Genomic DNA, 16,474 nt, shown 5'->3' on the forward strand with positions numbered 1-16,474 from the left:
ATCAGAAGAGTGTGCCCTCTTCGGGGCCTTCGAGCTCCTTGAGCAACTCCGGGCCGTTGTTGCGGACGCTGCTGACGGCCGTGGTCACCGGGTAGGCGCGCATCAGGCCGGGCGGGGGCGGGGCGAGCAGCTCCCGCAGGTCGTCGGGGCCGGTGCGGGAGGGGTCGAGCCAGGCGTCCCAGCGGTCCGGGGTGAGCATCAGCGGCATCCGGGGGTGGATGTCGGCGAGGGTGTACGGGCCGTCGGCGGGGGCCACCGCCAGCGGGCTCTTCTCGGCCTCCGTGGTGATGACGGAGCAGGTGACCCACCAGGCCTGCGGGTGATCGTCGGGCAGCGTCCGGTCCCGCCAGAACTCGTACAGCCCGGCCATCGCGAACACCGACCCGTCGGCGGGGAGCACGAAGTACGGCTGCTTGCGCGGCCGCTTCTTCTTGCCCTCGACCTCCAGGTCCCGCTCCTGCTTGCCGGTGACCCACTCGTAGTAGCCGTCGGCGGGCAGGATGCAGCGCCGGGTGGTGAAGGCGCGGCGGTAGGCCGGCTTCTCGTGGACCGTCTCCGCGCGCGCGTTGATCATCCGGGCGCCGCCCTCGGGCGTCTTGGCCCAGGACGGGACCAGTCCCCACTTCAGCTTGCGCAGCTGGCGAACCGGGCGCCGGTCGTCGACGTCCTTCAGAGGACGGTCGAGGACCGCGTGGACCTCTTTGGTCGGCGCCACGTTGTAGTCGGGCTCCAGGGTCTCCTCTGACTCCCACTTCTCGATCTCAAAGATTCCTGCGAGATCCTCGGGCCCACGACTCGATGCATACCGTCCGCACATACGTGCCACACTGCCAGACTCCGCCGACCAGAGGGAGCGCCCCACAAACATGGACAGCACTACAGCCACCTCTCTGTGGGACGAGCTCATCGGCACCCAGCCCGACCCCGACGTGTGGGTGGTGATCGCCACCCTGGTCGCCGCCCTCGCGGTGATCGTCCCGCACGGCCTGTGGCGCGTCTTCCGCAACGCCATCACCATCGCCCACGAGGGCGGCCACGGCCTGGTCGCCCTGCTGACCGGCCGGACCCTGACCGGTATACGGCTGCACTCCGACACCAGCGGCCTCACCGTCAGCCGCGGCAAGCCGTACGGCCTCGGCATGATCCTCACGGCCGCCGCCGGCTACACCGCTCCCCCGCTGCTCGGCCTCGGCGGCGCCGCGCTGCTCGCCACGGGCCGCATCACACTGCTGCTGTGGCTGGCCACGGCACTGCTGGTGGCCATGCTGGTGATGATCCGCAACGCGTACGGGGCACTCACCGTGATCCTGACCGGCGGCCTGTTCCTGATGGTGTCCTGGCTGACCGGGCCACAGGTGCAGGCGGCGTTCGCGTACGCGGTGGTGTGGTTCCTGCTGCTGGGAGGCGTACGCCCGGCGTTCGAACTCCAGGCGAAGCGCTCACGCGGAGGCGCGGGAGACTCGGACGCGGACCAGCTGTCCCGCCTGACACACGCGCCGGCGGGCCTGTGGCTGTTTCTGTTCCACGCGGTGTCGCTGTGCTCGCTGATAGGCGGAGGTCGTTGGCTGCTGGGGGTATGACGCCGCCCCGAAGGGGCGCGTCATAGGGGCGCGGGGAACTGCGCGACCAGCCACGACGGCGCCGCACCGAAGTCGACCCTCCTTATAGAGTGGGCCCTATGGCCCGAACCCCCGCACACACCACCCTCTGGCCCGCCCCGCACGCGAGCGGAGCCGTCGATGCCACGGTCCACGTGCCCGGGTCCAAGTCGGTCACCAACCGCGCCCTGGTGCTCGCCGCCCTCGCCTCCGAGCCCGGCTGGCTGCGCCGTCCGCTGCGTTCCCGTGACACGCTCCTGATGGCGGGTGCCCTGCGTGCGATGGGCGTCGCCATCGAGGAGGGCGTGGGTCCGGACGGCACCGGCGAGGCCTGGCGGGTGCTCCCGGCCGGTCTGCGCGGCCCGGCCACGGTCGACGTCGGAAACGCCGGCACGGTGATGCGGTTCCTGCCGCCGGTCGCCGCGCTCGCCGACGGCCCCATCCGCTTCGACGGGGACCCGAGGTCGTACGAGCGCCCGCTGAACGGCGTGATCGACGCCCTGCGCGTCCTCGGCGCCCGGATCGACGACGACTCTCGCGGCGCGCTGCCGCTGACGGTGCACGGCGGGGGCGCCCTGGACGGCGGCCCGGTCGAGATCGACGCCTCCTCCTCGTCCCAGTTCGTGTCGGCCCTGCTGCTGTCCGGCCCGCGTTTCAACCAGGGCGTCGAGGTCCGCCACACCGGCTCGACGCTCCCCTCGATGCCGCACATCCGCATGACCGTCGACATGCTGCGCGCGGTCGGCGCCCAGGTCGACACCCCGGAGTCGGGCGGCGAGCCGAACGTCTGGCGGGTCACGCCGGGCGCCCTGCTCGGTCGTGACCTGACCATCGAGCCGGATCTGTCCAACGCGCAGCCGTTCCTGGCGGCGGCGCTGGTGACCGGCGGCAAGGTGCTGATCCCGGACTGGCCGTCGCGCACCACCCAGCCCGGCGACCGGCTGCGCGAGATCTTCACCGAGATGGGCGGTTCCTGCGAACTGACCGACTACGGCCTGGAGTTCACCGGCTCGGGCTCGGTCCACGGCATCGACGTGGACCTCGGGGACGTGGGCGAGCTGACCCCTGGCATCGCGGCGGTCGCCGCCCTCGCCGACTCCCCGTCCACCCTGCGCGGGGTGGCCCATCTGCGCCTGCACGAGACGGACCGGCTGGCCGCCCTCACCAAGGAGATCAACGAACTCGGCGGTGACGTGACGGAGACGGCCGACGGCCTGCACATCCGCCCGCGCCCCCTGCACGGCGGGATCTTCCACACGTACGAGGACCACCGGATGGCCACCGCCGGCGCGATCATCGGCCTCGCAGTGGAGGGCGTGCAGATCGAGAACGTGGCGACGACGGCGAAGACCCTGCCGGACTTCCCCGACCTGTGGACCGGGATGCTCGGGGACTGACGGGCGGACCAGGATCATGCGCCGCTACGGCAAGCACACCGACGAGGACGACATCCGCTCCCGCCCCAACCGCAAGGGCAACCGGCCGCGGACGAACATCCGGCCCAAGCACGAGGACGCTGCCGAGGGCATGGTCCTCACCGTCGACCGCGGCCGGCTCACCTGCCTCGTCGAGGACCGGATCGTGCTGGCGATGAAGGCCCGCGAACTGGGGCGCAAGGCGGCGGTGGTCGGCGACCGGGTGGCCCTCGTCGGCGATCTGTCCGGCAAGAAGGACACGCTCGCCCGGATCGTGCGCATCGAGGAGCGTACGTCGGTGCTGCGCCGCACCGCGGACGACGACGACCCGTACGAGCGGGTGGTCGTCGCCAACGCCGACCAGCTGGCCATCGTCACCGCCCTCGCCGACCCGGAGCCGCGCCCGCGTCTGATCGACCGCTGTCTGGTGGCGGCGTACGACGGCGGACTCGAGCCCCTCCTGGTCATGACCAAGTCGGACCTCGCCCCGCCCGACAAGCTCCTGGAGCTCTACGGCCACCTGGACATCCCGTACGTCGTCACCAGCCGCGAGGAACTGGACAGCGGCGAGGCGGCGGACCGTGTGCGGGACCAGCTGGACGGCAAGATCACGGCCTTCGTCGGCCACTCCGGCGTCGGCAAGACGACTCTGGTCAACGCGCTGGTGCCCAAGGAGCGCCGCCGCCTGACCGGGCATGTGAACGTGGTGACGGGCCGCGGCCGGCACACCACGACGTCGGCCCTGGCGCTCCCGCTGTCCGGCACGGACGGCTGGGTGATCGACACCCCGGGCGTACGGTCCTTCGGCCTCGCCCACGTCGACCCGTCCCGGGTGATCCACGCCTTCCCCGACCTGGAACCGGGCACGGAGGGCTGCCCGCGCGCGTGCAGTCACGACGAGCCGGACTGTGCGCTGGACGCCTGGGTGGCCGAGGACCATGCCGACCCCGCCCGCCTGTACTCGCTGCGCCGGCTGCTGGCCACGCGGGAGCGCAAGGAAGGCGACTGACCCGCGCGTTGTTTCTCTTCACGCGGGGTTTGCCTCCCGGCGGGTCCGGTAAGGGCATAATCGCTAGGACCTGTCCGGCGGATCAGGTCGCAGGAAATCGGCAGCGCCCTGTCAGCGCTGGTGAGCGGGGTCTGATGCGTCCAGCTGCAAGGCGGAGGAGGGCGGCGACGCGGAGCGTCGACAACCGACGACAACGCCGCAGCTGGGCGCATCAGACCCCGCGTCTGCGACCTGATCCGCCGGACAGGCCCCAGGCCGGATCCCAAGGGTGAGCAGAGCCTGACAAGCGGTCACAGGACGTGGACGTACGGGGAGGACAGTACATGGCGTGGCTGCTGGTCATCGTGGCCGGGTTGCTCGAAACCGGCTTCGCCGTCTGCCTGAAGCTGTCCCACGGCTTCACGCGGCTGTGGCCGACCGTCGCCTTCTGCATCTTCGCACTGGGCAGCTTCGGCCTGCTGACGCTGTCCCTGAAAAAGCTCGACGTGGGCCCCGCCTACGCGGTGTGGACCGGCATCGGCGCGGCCGGCACCGCCATCTACGGCATGATCTTCCTCGGCGACATCGTGTCCACGTTGAAGATCGTCTCGATCAGCCTGGTGATCATCGGCATCATCGGCCTCCAGCTGTCCGGCTCGGCCCACTGACCCGAGGGCTCACACCGGCTGCCGGTACAGGGCCCGGCGCACCAGGGCGGCGACCCCGCCCTCGACAGGCGGTGCGGCCACGCAGGACAGCGCGAGGCGGACGACCAGTTCGCAGGAGCGGGCCAGATCGGCGGTGTCCGTCTGCTGCGCGCCGGGACCGGCCAGCACCCCCACCGCGCGGTCGCGGACGAGCGCCACGAAGTCGCCGGGCGAGGGCAGCGGCCCGTCGGCGCGCCGCTGCGCGGGTACGGCGGAGGAGGACGGCACCGCCGACAGCCTCGGTGCGGGCAGCCGTTCGTTCCAGCAGCCGGTGAGCATGGCCCGTACCAGCGCGTTCTGCCGGGCGGCCGACGTGGTCCACTCCGCGGTGGCGGTGAGCCGCTCACGGGCGTCGCTGTGGGTGGCCAGCGCGCGTTCGACGCCGGCGAGATACCCGTCGGCCTCCCTGCGTACCAGCGCCCGGGCCAGCCCCTCCTTGCTGCCGAACTCGTTGTACAGCGTCTGCCGGGACACCCCGGCCGCCGCGGCCACGTCCACCATCCGCACCGCGGCCCACGGCCGACGGGCGAGCGCCGTGTAAGCGGCATCCAGCAGGGACTCCCGCGCTGCAGGCATCATCGCCTCCCGGGACAACGAATTCCTGCCCAGATTTGACGCGCCCGGGGGCACTGTCAAGGGTTCGTACAGGCGCGGAGGGAGCGCACCAGGGCACCCCTCCCACGCCGCCCCCCATAGCCCCGTACCGACAGATCCAGATACCGTTCGCCCATGCCCGACTATCTCGACGACCTGCGTCTCGCCCACGTCCTCGCGGACGCCGCCGACGCCGCGACGACGGACCGCTTCAAGGCCCTCGACCTCAAGGTCGAGACGAAGCCCGACATGACGCCGGTGTCCGAGGCCGACCGGGCGGCCGAGGAGCTCATCCGCGGCCAGCTGCAACGCGCCCGCCCCCGCGACGCGATCCTCGGCGAGGAGTACGGCATCGAGGGCACCGGCCCGCGCCGCTGGGTCATCGACCCGATCGACGGCACCAAGAACTACGTACGCGGCGTCCCCGTCTGGGCCACCCTCATCTCGCTGATGGAGGCGGCGGAGGGCGGCTACCAGCCCGTCGTGGGCGTCGTCTCCGCCCCCGCCCTGAACCGCCGCTGGTGGGCCGCGAAGGGCCACGGCGCCTTCACCGGGCGCAGCCTGTCCTCCGCCACCCGGCTGCACGTCTCCCGTGTCTCCAAGCTGTCGGACGCCTCGTTCGCGTACTCCTCCCTGTCCGGCTGGGAGGAGCAGGACCGTCTGAACGGCTTCCTGGATCTCACCCGCGAGGTCTGGCGCACACGCGCGTACGGCGATTTCTGGCCGTACATGATGGTCGCCGAGGGCTCGGTCGACATGTGCGCCGAGCCCGAGCTCTCGCTCTGGGACATGGCCGCGAACGCGATCATCGTGACGGAGGCCGGCGGCACCTTCACGGGTCTCGACGGCCGTCCGGGCCCCCACAGCGGCAACGCGGCCGCGTCGAACGGCCTGCTCCACGACGAGTTGCTCGGCTACCTCAACCAGCGCTACTGAACGCCCCCTTGTTGACCCTCTCTTTGCCTGTCACTCTGAGAATCCCCGGCCTTGTGAACTTGTGAAACGGTGAACAAAGTGCGATGACCGAAGCCGGGGCTTCCTCAGGAGGTGGCTCCATCCCATGCTCGTCCGCGACGCCATGAGCACGGTGGTCCTCACCATCGGCCCCACCCACACGCTTCGCCAGGCAGCCGCCCTGATGTCCGCCCGCAAGGTCGGCGCGGCCGTGGTCCTCGACCCCGACGCCGGCGGCATCGGCATCCTCACCGAGCGGGACATCCTCAACTCCGTGGGCCTGGGCCAGGACCCGGACACGGAGCTGTCCCATGCCCACACGACCACCGACGTCGTCTTCGCCGCCCCGGCCTGGACCCTTCAGGAGGCGGCCCGTGCCATGACGCACGGCGGTTTCCGCCATCTCATCGTCCTCGACCGCGGCGAACCCATCGGCATCGTCTCGGTCCGCGACATCATCCGCTGCTGGGTACCGGTCCGGCAGCAGGTACCGGCCTGACCCTCCGGACAGTCCCCGCAGACACGGAACGGGCCGGGCTCCCCGAGGAACCCGGCCCGCCGCCACGGCAAGCGATCCAGTGCTGGTCGGTGTCAGCCGCGCAGGGCCTGGACTGCGGCTTCCAGCCGCTTGCCGAAGTCACCGTCCGCCTGGCGGAAGTTGTTGATCGCCCGCTCGGCGATGTCGTCGCGCGACACCCCGGCGATGCTGCCCGCCAGGTTGTTGATCAGGCGCTCCTTCTCGTCCTCGGACATCAGGCGATAGAGGTTGCCCGCCTGGACGAAGTCGTCGTCCTCGGCGTGCACCGGCGCCGGGTGGTTGCCCGTACCGGCCGTGAAGTCCGAGGTGGAGGCCCACAGCGGCCGGTCCGTCTGGAACGGACCGCCGAAGCTGTTCGGCTCGTAGTTCTTCGCGCCCTTGTGGCGGCCGTCGTACAGATAACCGTCACGGGAGTTGGTGCGCGCCTCGGTGGCGTGCGGGCGGTTCACCGGCAGGTGGTCGGCGTTGATGCCGACGCGGTAGCGGTGGGCGTCGCCGTATGCGAAGAGGCGGCCCTGGAGCATCTTGTCCGGGGACGGGCCGATGCCGGGCACGAAGTGCGCCGGGGAGAAGATCGACTGCTCGACCTCGGCGAAGACGTTCTCCGGGTTGCGGTTGAGCTCCAGCTTCCCGATCTCGATCGGCGGGTAGTCCTCGTGCGGCCACACCTTGGTGAGGTCGAACGGGTTGAAGCGGTACGTCGCCGCGTCCGCCGCCGGCATGATCTGCACCTGGACGGTCCAGCTCGGGAACTCGCCGCGCTCGATGGCCTCGCGCAGGTCACGCTGGTGCGAGTCGGGGTCCTTGCCCGCCAGGATCTCCGCCTCCTCGGCGGTCAGGTTCTTGATGCCCTGGTCGGTCTTGAAGTGGTACTTGACCCAGAAGGCCTCGCCGGCCTCGTTGTTCCACTGGAATGTGTGCGAGCCGTAGCCGTTCAGGTGGCGGTACGAGGCGGGGATGCCGCGGTCCCCGAACAGCCAGGTCACCTGGTGGGTGCTCTCCGGGCTGAGCCCCCAGAAGTCCCACACGTTGTCGGCTTCCTGCGAGCCGGTGTACGGGTCGCGCTTCTGGGTGTGGATGAAGTCGGGGAACTTGATGGCGTCCTTGATGAAGAACACCGGGGTGTTGTTGCCGACGAGGTCGTAGTTGCCCTCCTCGGTGTAGAACTTCAGCGCGAAGCCACGCGGGTCACGGACGGCGTCCGCCGCACCCAGGTTGCCGGCCACGGTCGAGAAGCGCAGGAAGACCTCGGTCTGCTTGCCGATCTCGGAGAGGAACCCGGCCCGGGTGTACTTGGTCACATCGGCGGTCACCGTGAAGGTGCCGTAGGCACCGGCGCCACGGGCGTGCACGACCCGCTCCGGGATGCGCTCACGGTTGAAGTGGGCGAGCTTCTCGAGCAGGAGCTGGTCCTGGACGAGCACCGGGCCGCCGACGCCCGCGGTCTCGCTGTTCTGGTTGTCGGCGACCGGAGCACCGGCCTCCGTCGTAAGCGGTCCCTGCGTCACGTGCTCCTCCTGCGTCATTCCTGACCGTTCCTGTCCCTCGGCCAAAGCCTGGCTCGATCCTACAATGGACATTGTCTAAGTCAAGTAGAGCTCCAAAGCCACACCTATTCGTAAACTGGTTACCAGCTGCTAAGCTGAGCTTTATGAGTGACCTTCTGGAACGACTGCGCGGACGTGGATGGCGGATGACCGCGCAGCGGCGCGTCGTGGCCGAGGTCCTCGACGGCGAACACGTCCACCTGACGGCCGACGAGGTCCACGCGCGGGCTGTCGCCAAGCTGCCCGAGATCTCCCGGGCGACCGTCTACAACACGCTGGGCGAGCTGGTGTCCCTCGGTGAGGTGCTCGAGGTCGCCACCGACAAGCGCGCCAAGCGGTACGACCCGAACGCCCACCGGCCCCACCACCACCTGGTGTGCGCCCAGTGCGGCGCGATCCGCGACGTCCACCCGAACGGCAACCCGCTGGCCGATCTCCCGGACTCGGAGCGCTTCGGCTTCACGGTCTCGGACGTCGAGGTGACGTACCGCGGCGTCTGCCCGAACTGCGCGAGCGCGTAAAGACAGCCTTCCAGCCAGCCCCGGCATCGATACGGTGCCGGGGTTTTCTGCTGCGTACGGACACTCAAACGCACTGAAGGGCTCGGATCGAATGATCCGAGCCCTTCAGTCTTCAGTAGCGGGGACAGGATTTGAACCTGCGACCTCTGGGTTATGAGCCCAGCGAGCTACCGAGCTGCTCCACCCCGCGTCGATGAACGCAACGTTACGTCAAGGACGAGGAAGGAAGCAAATCAGTTACCCACACCGACGTGGGGCGGCACGGGCGGGCGCTGGGGTCCCCCCTTTGGGGGAGGCACCCGTCACGCCGGGCTGCGCTCCCACCCGGCCTCAGCCACAACGCCGGGCACGCACCCGACCAGCTCCAGCACGGGCCGGCGTCACGCCGACAGCTCCTCCCGCAAGGCATCCCGCAACCGTGCCGCCCGCTCCGCAACCTCCGCGCCCCAGGTTCACGGCACGGTCGGCCCACCGCTGCCCTCCGCCAGCTCCCCCGACGCGCGTAGACGAGGGCCAGCCGCAGCGCCGCCCGCCCGTGCCCCGCGTCAGCAGCCCGTGTCCACCACACGGCAGCCTCCGGCTCGCTCCCCTCCCGAGCCAGCAGCAGCCCGAGATTGAACGCTCCGTTCCGCGATCCGGCCTCGGCCGCCTCCCGGTACCACCGAGCCGCCTCGACCACATCACCGCGCGCCGCGGCCAGCATCCCGACCCGCACCTGCGCTCTGCGATGCCCTTGATGAGCCGCCCGCTCGTACCACTCCTCGCACTCGGACTTCTCATGCACCGACTCCCCCAGCTCGTGCTGAGGAGCCGGCGGCCGCCGAGCGTCGAGCAGGGCCGCCAGCCGGTAGGCGGCTTCCGCACTCCCTCCACCGGCCGCGCGCCGAAGATGCCGCTCGGCGTCCAGCTCGTCCCCGTCCCGCAGTCGCGCGATCCCGACCTGCAGCGCGGCTTCGATGTGCCCGGCGGCAGCGGCCCGCTCGTACCACCGCAGCGCGGCCGCGGCCTCGCCCCGCCCGGCATACAGAATCCCCAGGTTGAACGCGGCGTCCACGCTCCCCGCCTCCGCCGCCTTGGAGAACCACGGCTCGGCCCCGGTCTGGTCCCCGCCCTGGAGCAGCAGGATCGCCAGCGCGTTCGCCGCCTCCCGATGCCCGGCGTACGCCGCGCGCCGGTACCACTGCTCGGCCTGTGTGGTCCGCCCCTGCTCGGCGCAGAGCAGCCCGAGGTTGTAGGCCCCGTTGACGTCCCCGGCGTCCATCGCGGCCCGGTACCAGCGCTCGGCGGTCTGGGTCTGCCCGCGCTCGGCGTGCAGCGCGCCCAGTGCGTTGGCCGCGTTGCCGTCGCCCTCCTGCGCGGCGCGCAGCCACCAGACGGCGGCGCTCTCCTCGTCCCCGGCGTCCCGGAGCAGGAACCCGAGCGCGCAGGCGGCGCGCGCCTCGCCGTCCTTGGCGGACGTCAGATACCAGCGCCCGGCCTCCTTCAGCTCGCCGCGCCTCTCGAGGATCGCCCCGAGGTGCAGCGCGGCCCGGCGGTGGCCGCGTGCGGCGGCCTGCCGGTACCACTGTTCGGCCTCCGCCTCCGCAGGCGGCTCGACACCGTTGTCAGGCCCGGCCCCGCCCTCCTGCGCCGCCCGGCGATCAAGCGTGCGCGCCAGCCGGTACGCCGCTTCCCGGTGCCCCCGCTCGGCGGCGACCCGCATCCACTGCTCGGCGTCGGCGTCGGCGCGGTGCTCCAGCAGGTCGGCGAGGACGTAGGCGCCCAGGACGTGTCCCTGTTCGGCGGACTGGCGCAGCCAGTACTCGGCGGCGGGTTCGTCACCGCGTTCGCGGTGGTGCCGCCCGAGGGCGTGCGCGGCGGCCGCGCTGCCGGCGACGGCGGCGATCCGCCACCACCCGGCGGCTTCGTCGGCGTACCCACGCTGGTGCAGCAGGACGCCCAGGTTGTTGGCGGCGGCGCGGTCGCCCTCGGCGGTCGCGGCGCGCAGATGGGGTTCGGCTCCGTCGAGATCGCCGCGGCGCAGCAGCATGGCGCCGAGGACACTCATCGCCTCGACGTCACCGGCCTCGGCGGCGAGCCGCTGACGCGCCTCCTCGACCGCTTCGCCGGTTTCGTCCCGGGTCTCCTCCTGGCCGGAAGGCTGCACAAATCGCCCTGTCTCGAACAGAGTTGCCTTGTCCCCCATAACGTCCATCGTCGCACCACCTGCAACCTGGGTACACCTGGTATACCGCAGCCAGTGAGGTCACTTCAGCGTTTTGTCGACATGCCCACAGAGAGATAAGTCAAACACAGTTCTGCCAACTCCCCACGGCGGCACGGCGATACGACACGTCGGCACATGCGTTCGCACACCACGAAGGCCCGGATCCTTGGAGGATCCGGGCCTTCGACTTCAGTAGCGGGGACAGGATTTGAACCTGCGACCTCTGGGTTATGAGCCCAGCGAGCTACCGAGCTGCTCCACCCCGCGTCGTTGTTCTGCAACAGTATCACGACGCGGGGAGAGCTTTTCGATCAGCTGCTGTTCGGACTGCTGGTGGGGCTGGGACTGCCAGAGGGGCTGGGACTCTTGGTGGGCTTGGGGCTGCTGTTGCCACCGCCACCGCCCGTGTTACCGGCCTGCGACTGCGCCTCCTCGGCCCGCTTCAGCGCCTCCTCCAGGTCCTCCTGGGCCCTGCCATAGGCCTCCCAGTCGTTGTTCTTCAGGGCTTCCTGGCCGGCCTCGAAGGCCTTCTGGGCGTCGCTGAGCGCTTCCTGGACCGTGGGGTTGTCCGATGTCGGCGGCGGTGTCGTGTCCTCGCCCTCGTCCGGTGGTGTCGGGGGCGCCGCCTCCGCCCCGAAGACCTTGTTGAGGGCCTGGTCGAGAGTGTCCTCGAAGGCGGTGTTGCCGCCGTAGGAGACCAACACCTTGCGCAGCAGCGGGTACTTCAGTCCGCCACCGCGTACGTAGACCGGCTCCACGTACAGCAGTCCGCCGTTCAGTGGCACCGTCAGCAGGTTGCCGTACTCCACTTCCGAGTCGCCGCCTCTCAGCAGCCGGATGGACTCGGCGATGTCCTGTTCGGAGTTGAACTGGCTCTGGACCTGTTTGGGTCCGTTGACCGTCGTACTGGTGGGCAGTTTCAGGATTCTGATCTTGCCGTAGCCGCTGGTGCCCGCCTCGGCGTCGACCGACATGAACGCGCTGAGGTTGTCACGGCCGTTGGGCGTGAACGTCGTCGTCAGCGAGAACGCCTGTTCCTTCTGGTCGGGCATCTTCATGCTCAGGTAGTACGGCGGCACCGCGTCGCCCGACTTGTTGGTCGGGTCGTCCGGCACCTGCCACACCTCGCTGCCGCTCAGGAACGTGTCAGCGTCCTTGACGTGGTAGCGGGTGAGCAGCTCGCGCTGGACCTTGAACAGGTCCTGCGGGTAGCGGAGATGGGCCATCAGCGAGTTGCCGATCTCGCTCCGTGGCTCCACCGTGTCGGGGAACGCCTTCATCCAGGTCTTCAGGACCGGGTCCTGGGTGTCCCACTGGTAGAGCTTGACCTCGCCGGTGTACGCGTCGACGGTCGCCTTCACCGAGTTGCGGATGTAGTTGACCTGGTTCTGCTGGGCCACCACCGCGCGCTGGTCGTTGGTCGCGGTCAGCGAGTCCGCCGTGGTGGTACCGAGGGTCGTACGGGAGGCGTACGGGTATCCGTTCGTCGTCGTGTACGCGTCGACGATCCACTGGATCTTGCCGTCCACCACCGCCGGGTAGGCGTCGCCGTCGATGGTCAGCCACGGCGCGACCGCCTCGACGCGCTCCTTGGGGGTGCGGTTGTACAGGATCCGCGAACCCTCGCCGATCGCGCCGGAGTACAGGATCTGCGGCTCGTTGAGCGCCACCGCGTACGCGGCCCGGTTTATCGGGTTGGCGAGGTTGATCCCGCCCTTGCCCTCGTAGCTGTAGGTCTTCTCACCGCTGTCGTCGGAGTAGTCGATCTCCTTCTGGGGACCGCCGACGATCGAGTAGGTGTTGGTCTTCTCGCCGTAGTAGATCCGCTGCTCGTACTTGCCCAGCTGACCCTTGGACGGCAGGTCGGACTCGGTGAAGACCGGGCGGCCCTCGGAGTCGGCGGTGGTGCCCTTGGCGGCGACCACACCGTATCCGTGGGTGTAGCGGAAGTGGTTGTTGATCCAGTTCTGCTTGTCGATGCCCGCGTAGTTCAGCTCGCGCAGACCGATGACCGTGTCCTGGTCCTTGCCTTCCGCACTGTAGCGGTCGACGTCCAGATTGGTCGGGAACGCGTAGTACTTCCGCATCTGTTGGAGCTGCTGGAACGTCGGCGAGACGATGTTCGGGTCCATGATGCGGATGCTGGCCGTCGAGTCGACGTCGTTGCGCAGCTTGGCCGCGTCCTCGGTGTTGCTCGTGCCCGAGTACTCGGTGACCTGGGTGCCCTCGATGCCGTACGCGTCACGCGTCGCCTTGAGGTTCTTCGCGACGTACGGGGCTTCCTTGGCCTGCTCGTTCGGCTGGACCTGGAACTTCTGCACGATCGCCGGGTACAGCCCGCCGATGAGGATCGCGGAGAGCACCAACAGGCCGAAGCCGATGAGGGGCAGCTGCCAGGTGCGCCGCCAGATGGTGGCGAAGAACAGCAGAGCGCAGATGACGGCGATGCAGAACAGGATCGTCTTGGCCGGCAGATAGGCGTTGGCGTCGACGTACCGCAGGCCCGTCCAGTTGTCCGTCGCCTTGAAGTCGCTGGACTTGACCGCGAGGCCGTACCGGTCGAGCCAGTACGCGACCGCCTTCAGGGCGACGAAGATACCGATGAGCACCGACAGGTGTCCGGTCGCGGCAGCCGTGGCGCGCGCCCCGGGGCTGGTGATGCGCAGCCCGCCGTACAGGTAGTGGGTGAGTGCGGCGGCGATCACGGAGAGGATCGCGGCGGCGAAGCCGAAGCCGAGCAGGAACCGGTACCAGGGCAGGTCGAAGGCGTAGAAGGCGACGTCCAGCTGGAACTGGGGGTCCTTCTGCCCGAAGGGCACGCCGTTGACCCACATCAGCCAGGTGCGCCACTGGCTGGATGCGGACGCGCCCGCGATCAGGCCCACCAGGGCGGTGATCCCGAACAGCAGCCACTTCTTGTAGGGCGCGATGCCCATCCGGTAGCGGTCGAGGCTCTGCTGCTCCATCGACATCGCGCTCAGCGGCGGGCGCAGCCGGTGGGCCAGCCAGATGTTGAATCCGACGGCGACGGCCATGAGCAGGCCGAAGACGAAGAAGAGTCCGATCTTGGTCCACAAGGTGGTGGTGAAGACGGACGAGTAGTTCACCGACCGGTACCAGAGCCAGTCAGTCCAGAAGCCCGCGAACATGGTGAACGCCATGCCGAGTACGGCAAGGACGCCCAGTGTCATGAGCAGGGTCCGGACTCGCCGGGACGGGCGGCCCACTCTGATCCGTGGCCCCGTCGGGCCTCCGCCGCGGTCCGGCATCTGGAAAGCCAAGGTGGCACCTCGAAAAATCGCTGTTTGTCTGTCAGGCCCCCGTTGTCGCGGGCCGTCCGTGAGCCCCGTGATCGTAGGCCCTCACCTATGCAACTTACTCACGCTTTACTCGGTTCCCGATTCCGGGCGGGAACGAGGCAGGATTGTGACCATGTCCAACACACCCATGGCGGCGAGCCCGCTCACCCGGGCCGTACTCGAGATCGACGAGTACGCCTCCGGTCTCGGCTGGGACCAGCCCGCCCGCCTCTTCGCCCTCGTAGACACCGCGCAGCTGCGGGCCCAGGAACCCGCGCTGGCGGCGCAGCTCGGCCTGGGGGACGAGCAGGAGGCCGCCGGTCTCACCCCGATCGAGCAGGACGAGGTTCCAACGGACAAGCCGCTGGATGAGTTCCTCGGCACGATCGCCTGGCCCGATGCGGTGGCCGGCTGTGCGCTGACGGTGGAGCGGCTGATGCTGCCGCCGTCAGCGGAGGCGCAGGTTCCGGAGGACCTGGACGAGGCCGCGCTCACGAAGTGGGTGGCGCGGCACCCGGAGCGCCAGGAGGTCCGGATGACGGTCGCCGTCCTGCGGGACGGCGCGCGGGAGTCGGCGCTGCGGCTGCGGGAGAAGGACTCGCCGACGGAGGTCCTCACCGGCTCGGAGCTGGTGCCGGGTCTGGCGCAGGCGCTGGCGGCGACGTTCGAGGACTGAGGTCTACCGGTACGGCACTGGGGCGCCCTTGACCGTGCGGGCGCCCCTGGCCGCGCGTGATCCCTGTTGCTCAGCCCTTGGTGGTGCACTTCGGCAGGTCGGCGGTGTCGCCGCTGCGGATGTCCTCGAGGGCGTCGAGCGCGTCGTCGATGGTGTTCACCTTGACGAGCGTGAGACCGCTGGGGGTGTCCTTGGCGGCGGACGCGCAGTTGTCGGCGGGCGTCAGGAAGTACTGGGCGCCCTTGCTGCGTGCGCCGACGGTCTTCATCTCGATGCCGCCGATGGGGCCCACCTCGCCTTCGTCGTCGATGGTGCCGGTGCCGGCGACGAACGAGCCGCCGGTGAGGTTGCCCGGGGTGAGCTTGTCGTAGATGCCGAGCGCGAACATCAGGCCGGCGCTGGGGCCGCCGACGTCGGCGAGCTTGATGTCGATGGTGAACGGGAACGTGTGGTCCGTGCCCGCGGAGATGCCGACGATGGCGCGCTTCTCGCCGGTGTCGTCGGAGGTCGTGGTGGTGATCGTGACCTTCTCGGTCTTCGTCGCCGTCCGGTTCTCCTTCTCGGCGGCGGCCTGCTCCTTGGCGGGCACGATCGTGAAGACGACGTCCTCGCCGGGCTTGTGCCTGGTCACCAGTTCGGCGACGTCGGCGGGCGCCTTCACCGTCGTACTGTCGACGGCCTTGATCACGTCACCGGCGTGCAGTCTGCCCTCGGCCGGGGAGTCCTTGACCACGGTGGAGACGATCACCCATGACTTCACCGGTACGTCCAGTTCCTTCAGGGCGGCGACCTTGGCGCTCTCCTGGGACTGGCTGAACTCCTCGGCGTTCTCCTGGGTGGACTGCTCCTCGGTCTTGCCGTCCGGGTAGAGCGTGTCGTGCGGGACGACCTTGTTGTCGTGCGCGAGCCAGCCGTAGACGGCCTCGACGAGGTTCATACGGTAGTCGGCGCTGGTGACGCGGACGGTGGTCATGTTGAGGTTGCCGCTCGTCGGATAGGTCTTGCGACCGGAGATCTGCAGCACCGGCTCGCCGTCGTGGTCCCCGAGGGTGTTCACCGTGGGCCCCGGGGACATCTCCGAGTACGGCACGGGGATGAGTACTCCCGCGCACAGGAGCGCGATCAGCATCAGGGTGGAGGCGAGCATCGTCGCGGTGCGGCGTGGCATGGAACGACAGTACGGGACGTTTCTGTCAGCGCACCGTCAGGGCAGCCCGGCGGTCACGGGCTGGTGCGGGACTTCTCCATGGCCTCACGGAAGCGCGCGTACCCGTCCAGCTCGGGGCCGTCGCTTCGCGCCCTGCGGGTCCGGTTGGCCCAACTGCCCCACAAGCCTGCGGCGATCGCAGCCACAAGCGGAATCAGCAACCAGGCGAGCGCCGCCATGCCGACCTCCCAACCCGATGAGCGTCTGCGACTGACCGATCAGCA

General features: G+C 69.6%; 14 protein-coding genes, 2 tRNA genes and 1 pseudogene. 8 read left to right on the forward strand and 9 right to left on the reverse strand.

The window, feature by feature from the left end; translation table 11 throughout:
- Position 1 precedes the first annotated feature (1 nt).
- A complete protein-coding gene (locus tag StrepF001_RS35235) occupies positions 2-817 on the reverse strand; it encodes an SOS response-associated peptidase (RefSeq protein ID WP_129802241.1) in 816 nt (271 codons plus the stop codon).
- 49 nt (positions 818-866) lie between these two features.
- Here StrepF001_RS35235 and StrepF001_RS35240 point away from each other — a divergent pair, with 49 nt between their 5' ends.
- The 4 genes from StrepF001_RS35240 to StrepF001_RS35255 all read left to right on the forward strand — a co-directional run bounded on the left by StrepF001_RS35240 (position 867) and on the right by StrepF001_RS35255 (position 4,669).
- Positions 867-1,580, forward strand: coding sequence for a M50 family metallopeptidase (locus StrepF001_RS35240; protein ID WP_129802242.1), 714 nt, complete (start codon positions 867-869; stop codon positions 1,578-1,580).
- Between the two features lie 98 nt (positions 1,581-1,678).
- On the forward strand, positions 1,679-2,995 hold the full coding sequence (gene aroA, locus StrepF001_RS35245; RefSeq protein WP_129802243.1) for a 3-phosphoshikimate 1-carboxyvinyltransferase: 1,317 nt from the start codon (positions 1,679-1,681) through the stop codon (positions 2,993-2,995).
- Positions 2,996-3,011: 16 nt separating this feature from the next.
- The gene (gene rsgA / locus StrepF001_RS35250; protein WP_129802244.1) at positions 3,012-4,022 is read left to right on the forward strand and encodes a ribosome small subunit-dependent GTPase A; all 1,011 of its coding nucleotides are present in this window, start codon (positions 3,012-3,014) and stop codon (positions 4,020-4,022) included.
- Between the two features lie 323 nt (positions 4,023-4,345).
- Positions 4,346-4,669 carry a multidrug efflux SMR transporter gene (locus tag StrepF001_RS35255; RefSeq protein ID WP_129802245.1) on the forward strand — a complete coding sequence of 108 codons (324 nt, stop codon included), beginning with the start codon at positions 4,346-4,348 and terminating at the stop codon, positions 4,667-4,669.
- Positions 4,670-4,678: 9 nt separating this feature from the next.
- Here the strand turns inward: StrepF001_RS35255 and StrepF001_RS35260 are convergent, their stop codons facing one another.
- Complete coding sequence (locus StrepF001_RS35260; RefSeq protein ID WP_129802246.1) at positions 4,679-5,287, reverse strand: TetR/AcrR family transcriptional regulator; 609 nt, start codon at positions 5,285-5,287, stop codon at positions 4,679-4,681.
- Between the two features lie 150 nt (positions 5,288-5,437).
- On the opposite strand from StrepF001_RS35260, the gene hisN reads away from it, so the two are divergent.
- Both hisN and StrepF001_RS35270 read left to right on the forward strand, forming a co-directional pair.
- Positions 5,438-6,238: a histidinol-phosphatase gene (gene hisN / locus StrepF001_RS35265; RefSeq protein ID WP_129802247.1), complete on the forward strand. Its 801-nt coding sequence runs from the start codon at positions 5,438-5,440 to the stop codon at positions 6,236-6,238.
- Positions 6,239-6,362: 124 nt separating this feature from the next.
- Positions 6,363-6,755 (forward strand): CBS domain-containing protein, encoded by a 393-nt coding sequence (locus StrepF001_RS35270; RefSeq protein ID WP_129802248.1) that lies wholly within the window; start codon positions 6,363-6,365, stop codon positions 6,753-6,755.
- A 92-nt stretch (positions 6,756-6,847) separates the two neighbouring features.
- Here the strand turns inward: StrepF001_RS35270 and StrepF001_RS35275 are convergent, their stop codons facing one another.
- A complete protein-coding gene (locus StrepF001_RS35275; RefSeq protein ID WP_129802249.1) occupies positions 6,848-8,320 on the reverse strand; it encodes a catalase in 1,473 nt (490 codons plus the stop codon).
- Positions 8,321-8,445: 125 nt separating this feature from the next.
- Between StrepF001_RS35275 and StrepF001_RS35280 the strand changes: the two genes are divergently transcribed.
- Entirely contained in the window at positions 8,446-8,862 is a 417-nt protein-coding gene (locus tag StrepF001_RS35280) for a Fur family transcriptional regulator (RefSeq protein ID WP_129802250.1), read from the forward strand.
- Between the two features lie 116 nt (positions 8,863-8,978).
- Here the strand turns inward: StrepF001_RS35280 and StrepF001_RS35285 are convergent.
- The 4 genes and pseudogenes from StrepF001_RS35285 to StrepF001_RS35300 all read right to left on the reverse strand — a co-directional run bounded on the left by StrepF001_RS35285 (position 8,979) and on the right by StrepF001_RS35300 (position 14,337).
- A tRNA-Met gene (locus StrepF001_RS35285) sits at positions 8,979-9,052 on the reverse strand.
- Between the two features lie 190 nt (positions 9,053-9,242).
- Positions 9,243-11,056, reverse strand: a pseudogene (locus tag StrepF001_RS35290) (tetratricopeptide repeat protein).
- A gap of 205 nt (positions 11,057-11,261) precedes the next feature.
- Positions 11,262-11,335, reverse strand: a tRNA-Met gene (locus StrepF001_RS35295).
- A gap of 44 nt (positions 11,336-11,379) precedes the next feature.
- The gene (locus tag StrepF001_RS35300; protein ID WP_129802288.1) at positions 11,380-14,337 is read right to left on the reverse strand and encodes a UPF0182 family protein; all 2,958 of its coding nucleotides are present in this window, start codon (positions 14,335-14,337) and stop codon (positions 11,380-11,382) included.
- Between the two features lie 163 nt (positions 14,338-14,500).
- Between StrepF001_RS35300 and StrepF001_RS35305 the strand changes: the two genes are divergently transcribed.
- Positions 14,501-15,043, forward strand: a complete 543-nt coding sequence (locus tag StrepF001_RS35305; RefSeq protein WP_129802251.1) for a PPA1309 family protein — start codon at positions 14,501-14,503, stop codon at positions 15,041-15,043.
- A gap of 70 nt (positions 15,044-15,113) precedes the next feature.
- Here the strand turns inward: StrepF001_RS35305 and StrepF001_RS35310 are convergent, their stop codons facing one another.
- Both StrepF001_RS35310 and StrepF001_RS45890 read right to left on the reverse strand, forming a co-directional pair.
- The gene (locus StrepF001_RS35310) at positions 15,114-16,211 is read right to left on the reverse strand and encodes a PDZ domain-containing protein (RefSeq protein WP_129802252.1); all 1,098 of its coding nucleotides are present in this window, start codon (positions 16,209-16,211) and stop codon (positions 15,114-15,116) included.
- 53 nt (positions 16,212-16,264) lie between these two features.
- Positions 16,265-16,429, reverse strand: coding sequence for a hypothetical protein (locus tag StrepF001_RS45890; RefSeq protein ID WP_165396464.1), 165 nt, complete (start codon positions 16,427-16,429; stop codon positions 16,265-16,267).
- Positions 16,430-16,474 lie beyond the last annotated feature (45 nt).

It is taken from the genome of Streptomyces sp. F001 (assembly GCF_004187715.1).
GTDB lineage: Bacteria > Actinomycetota > Actinomycetes > Streptomycetales > Streptomycetaceae > Streptomyces > Streptomyces flavusporus.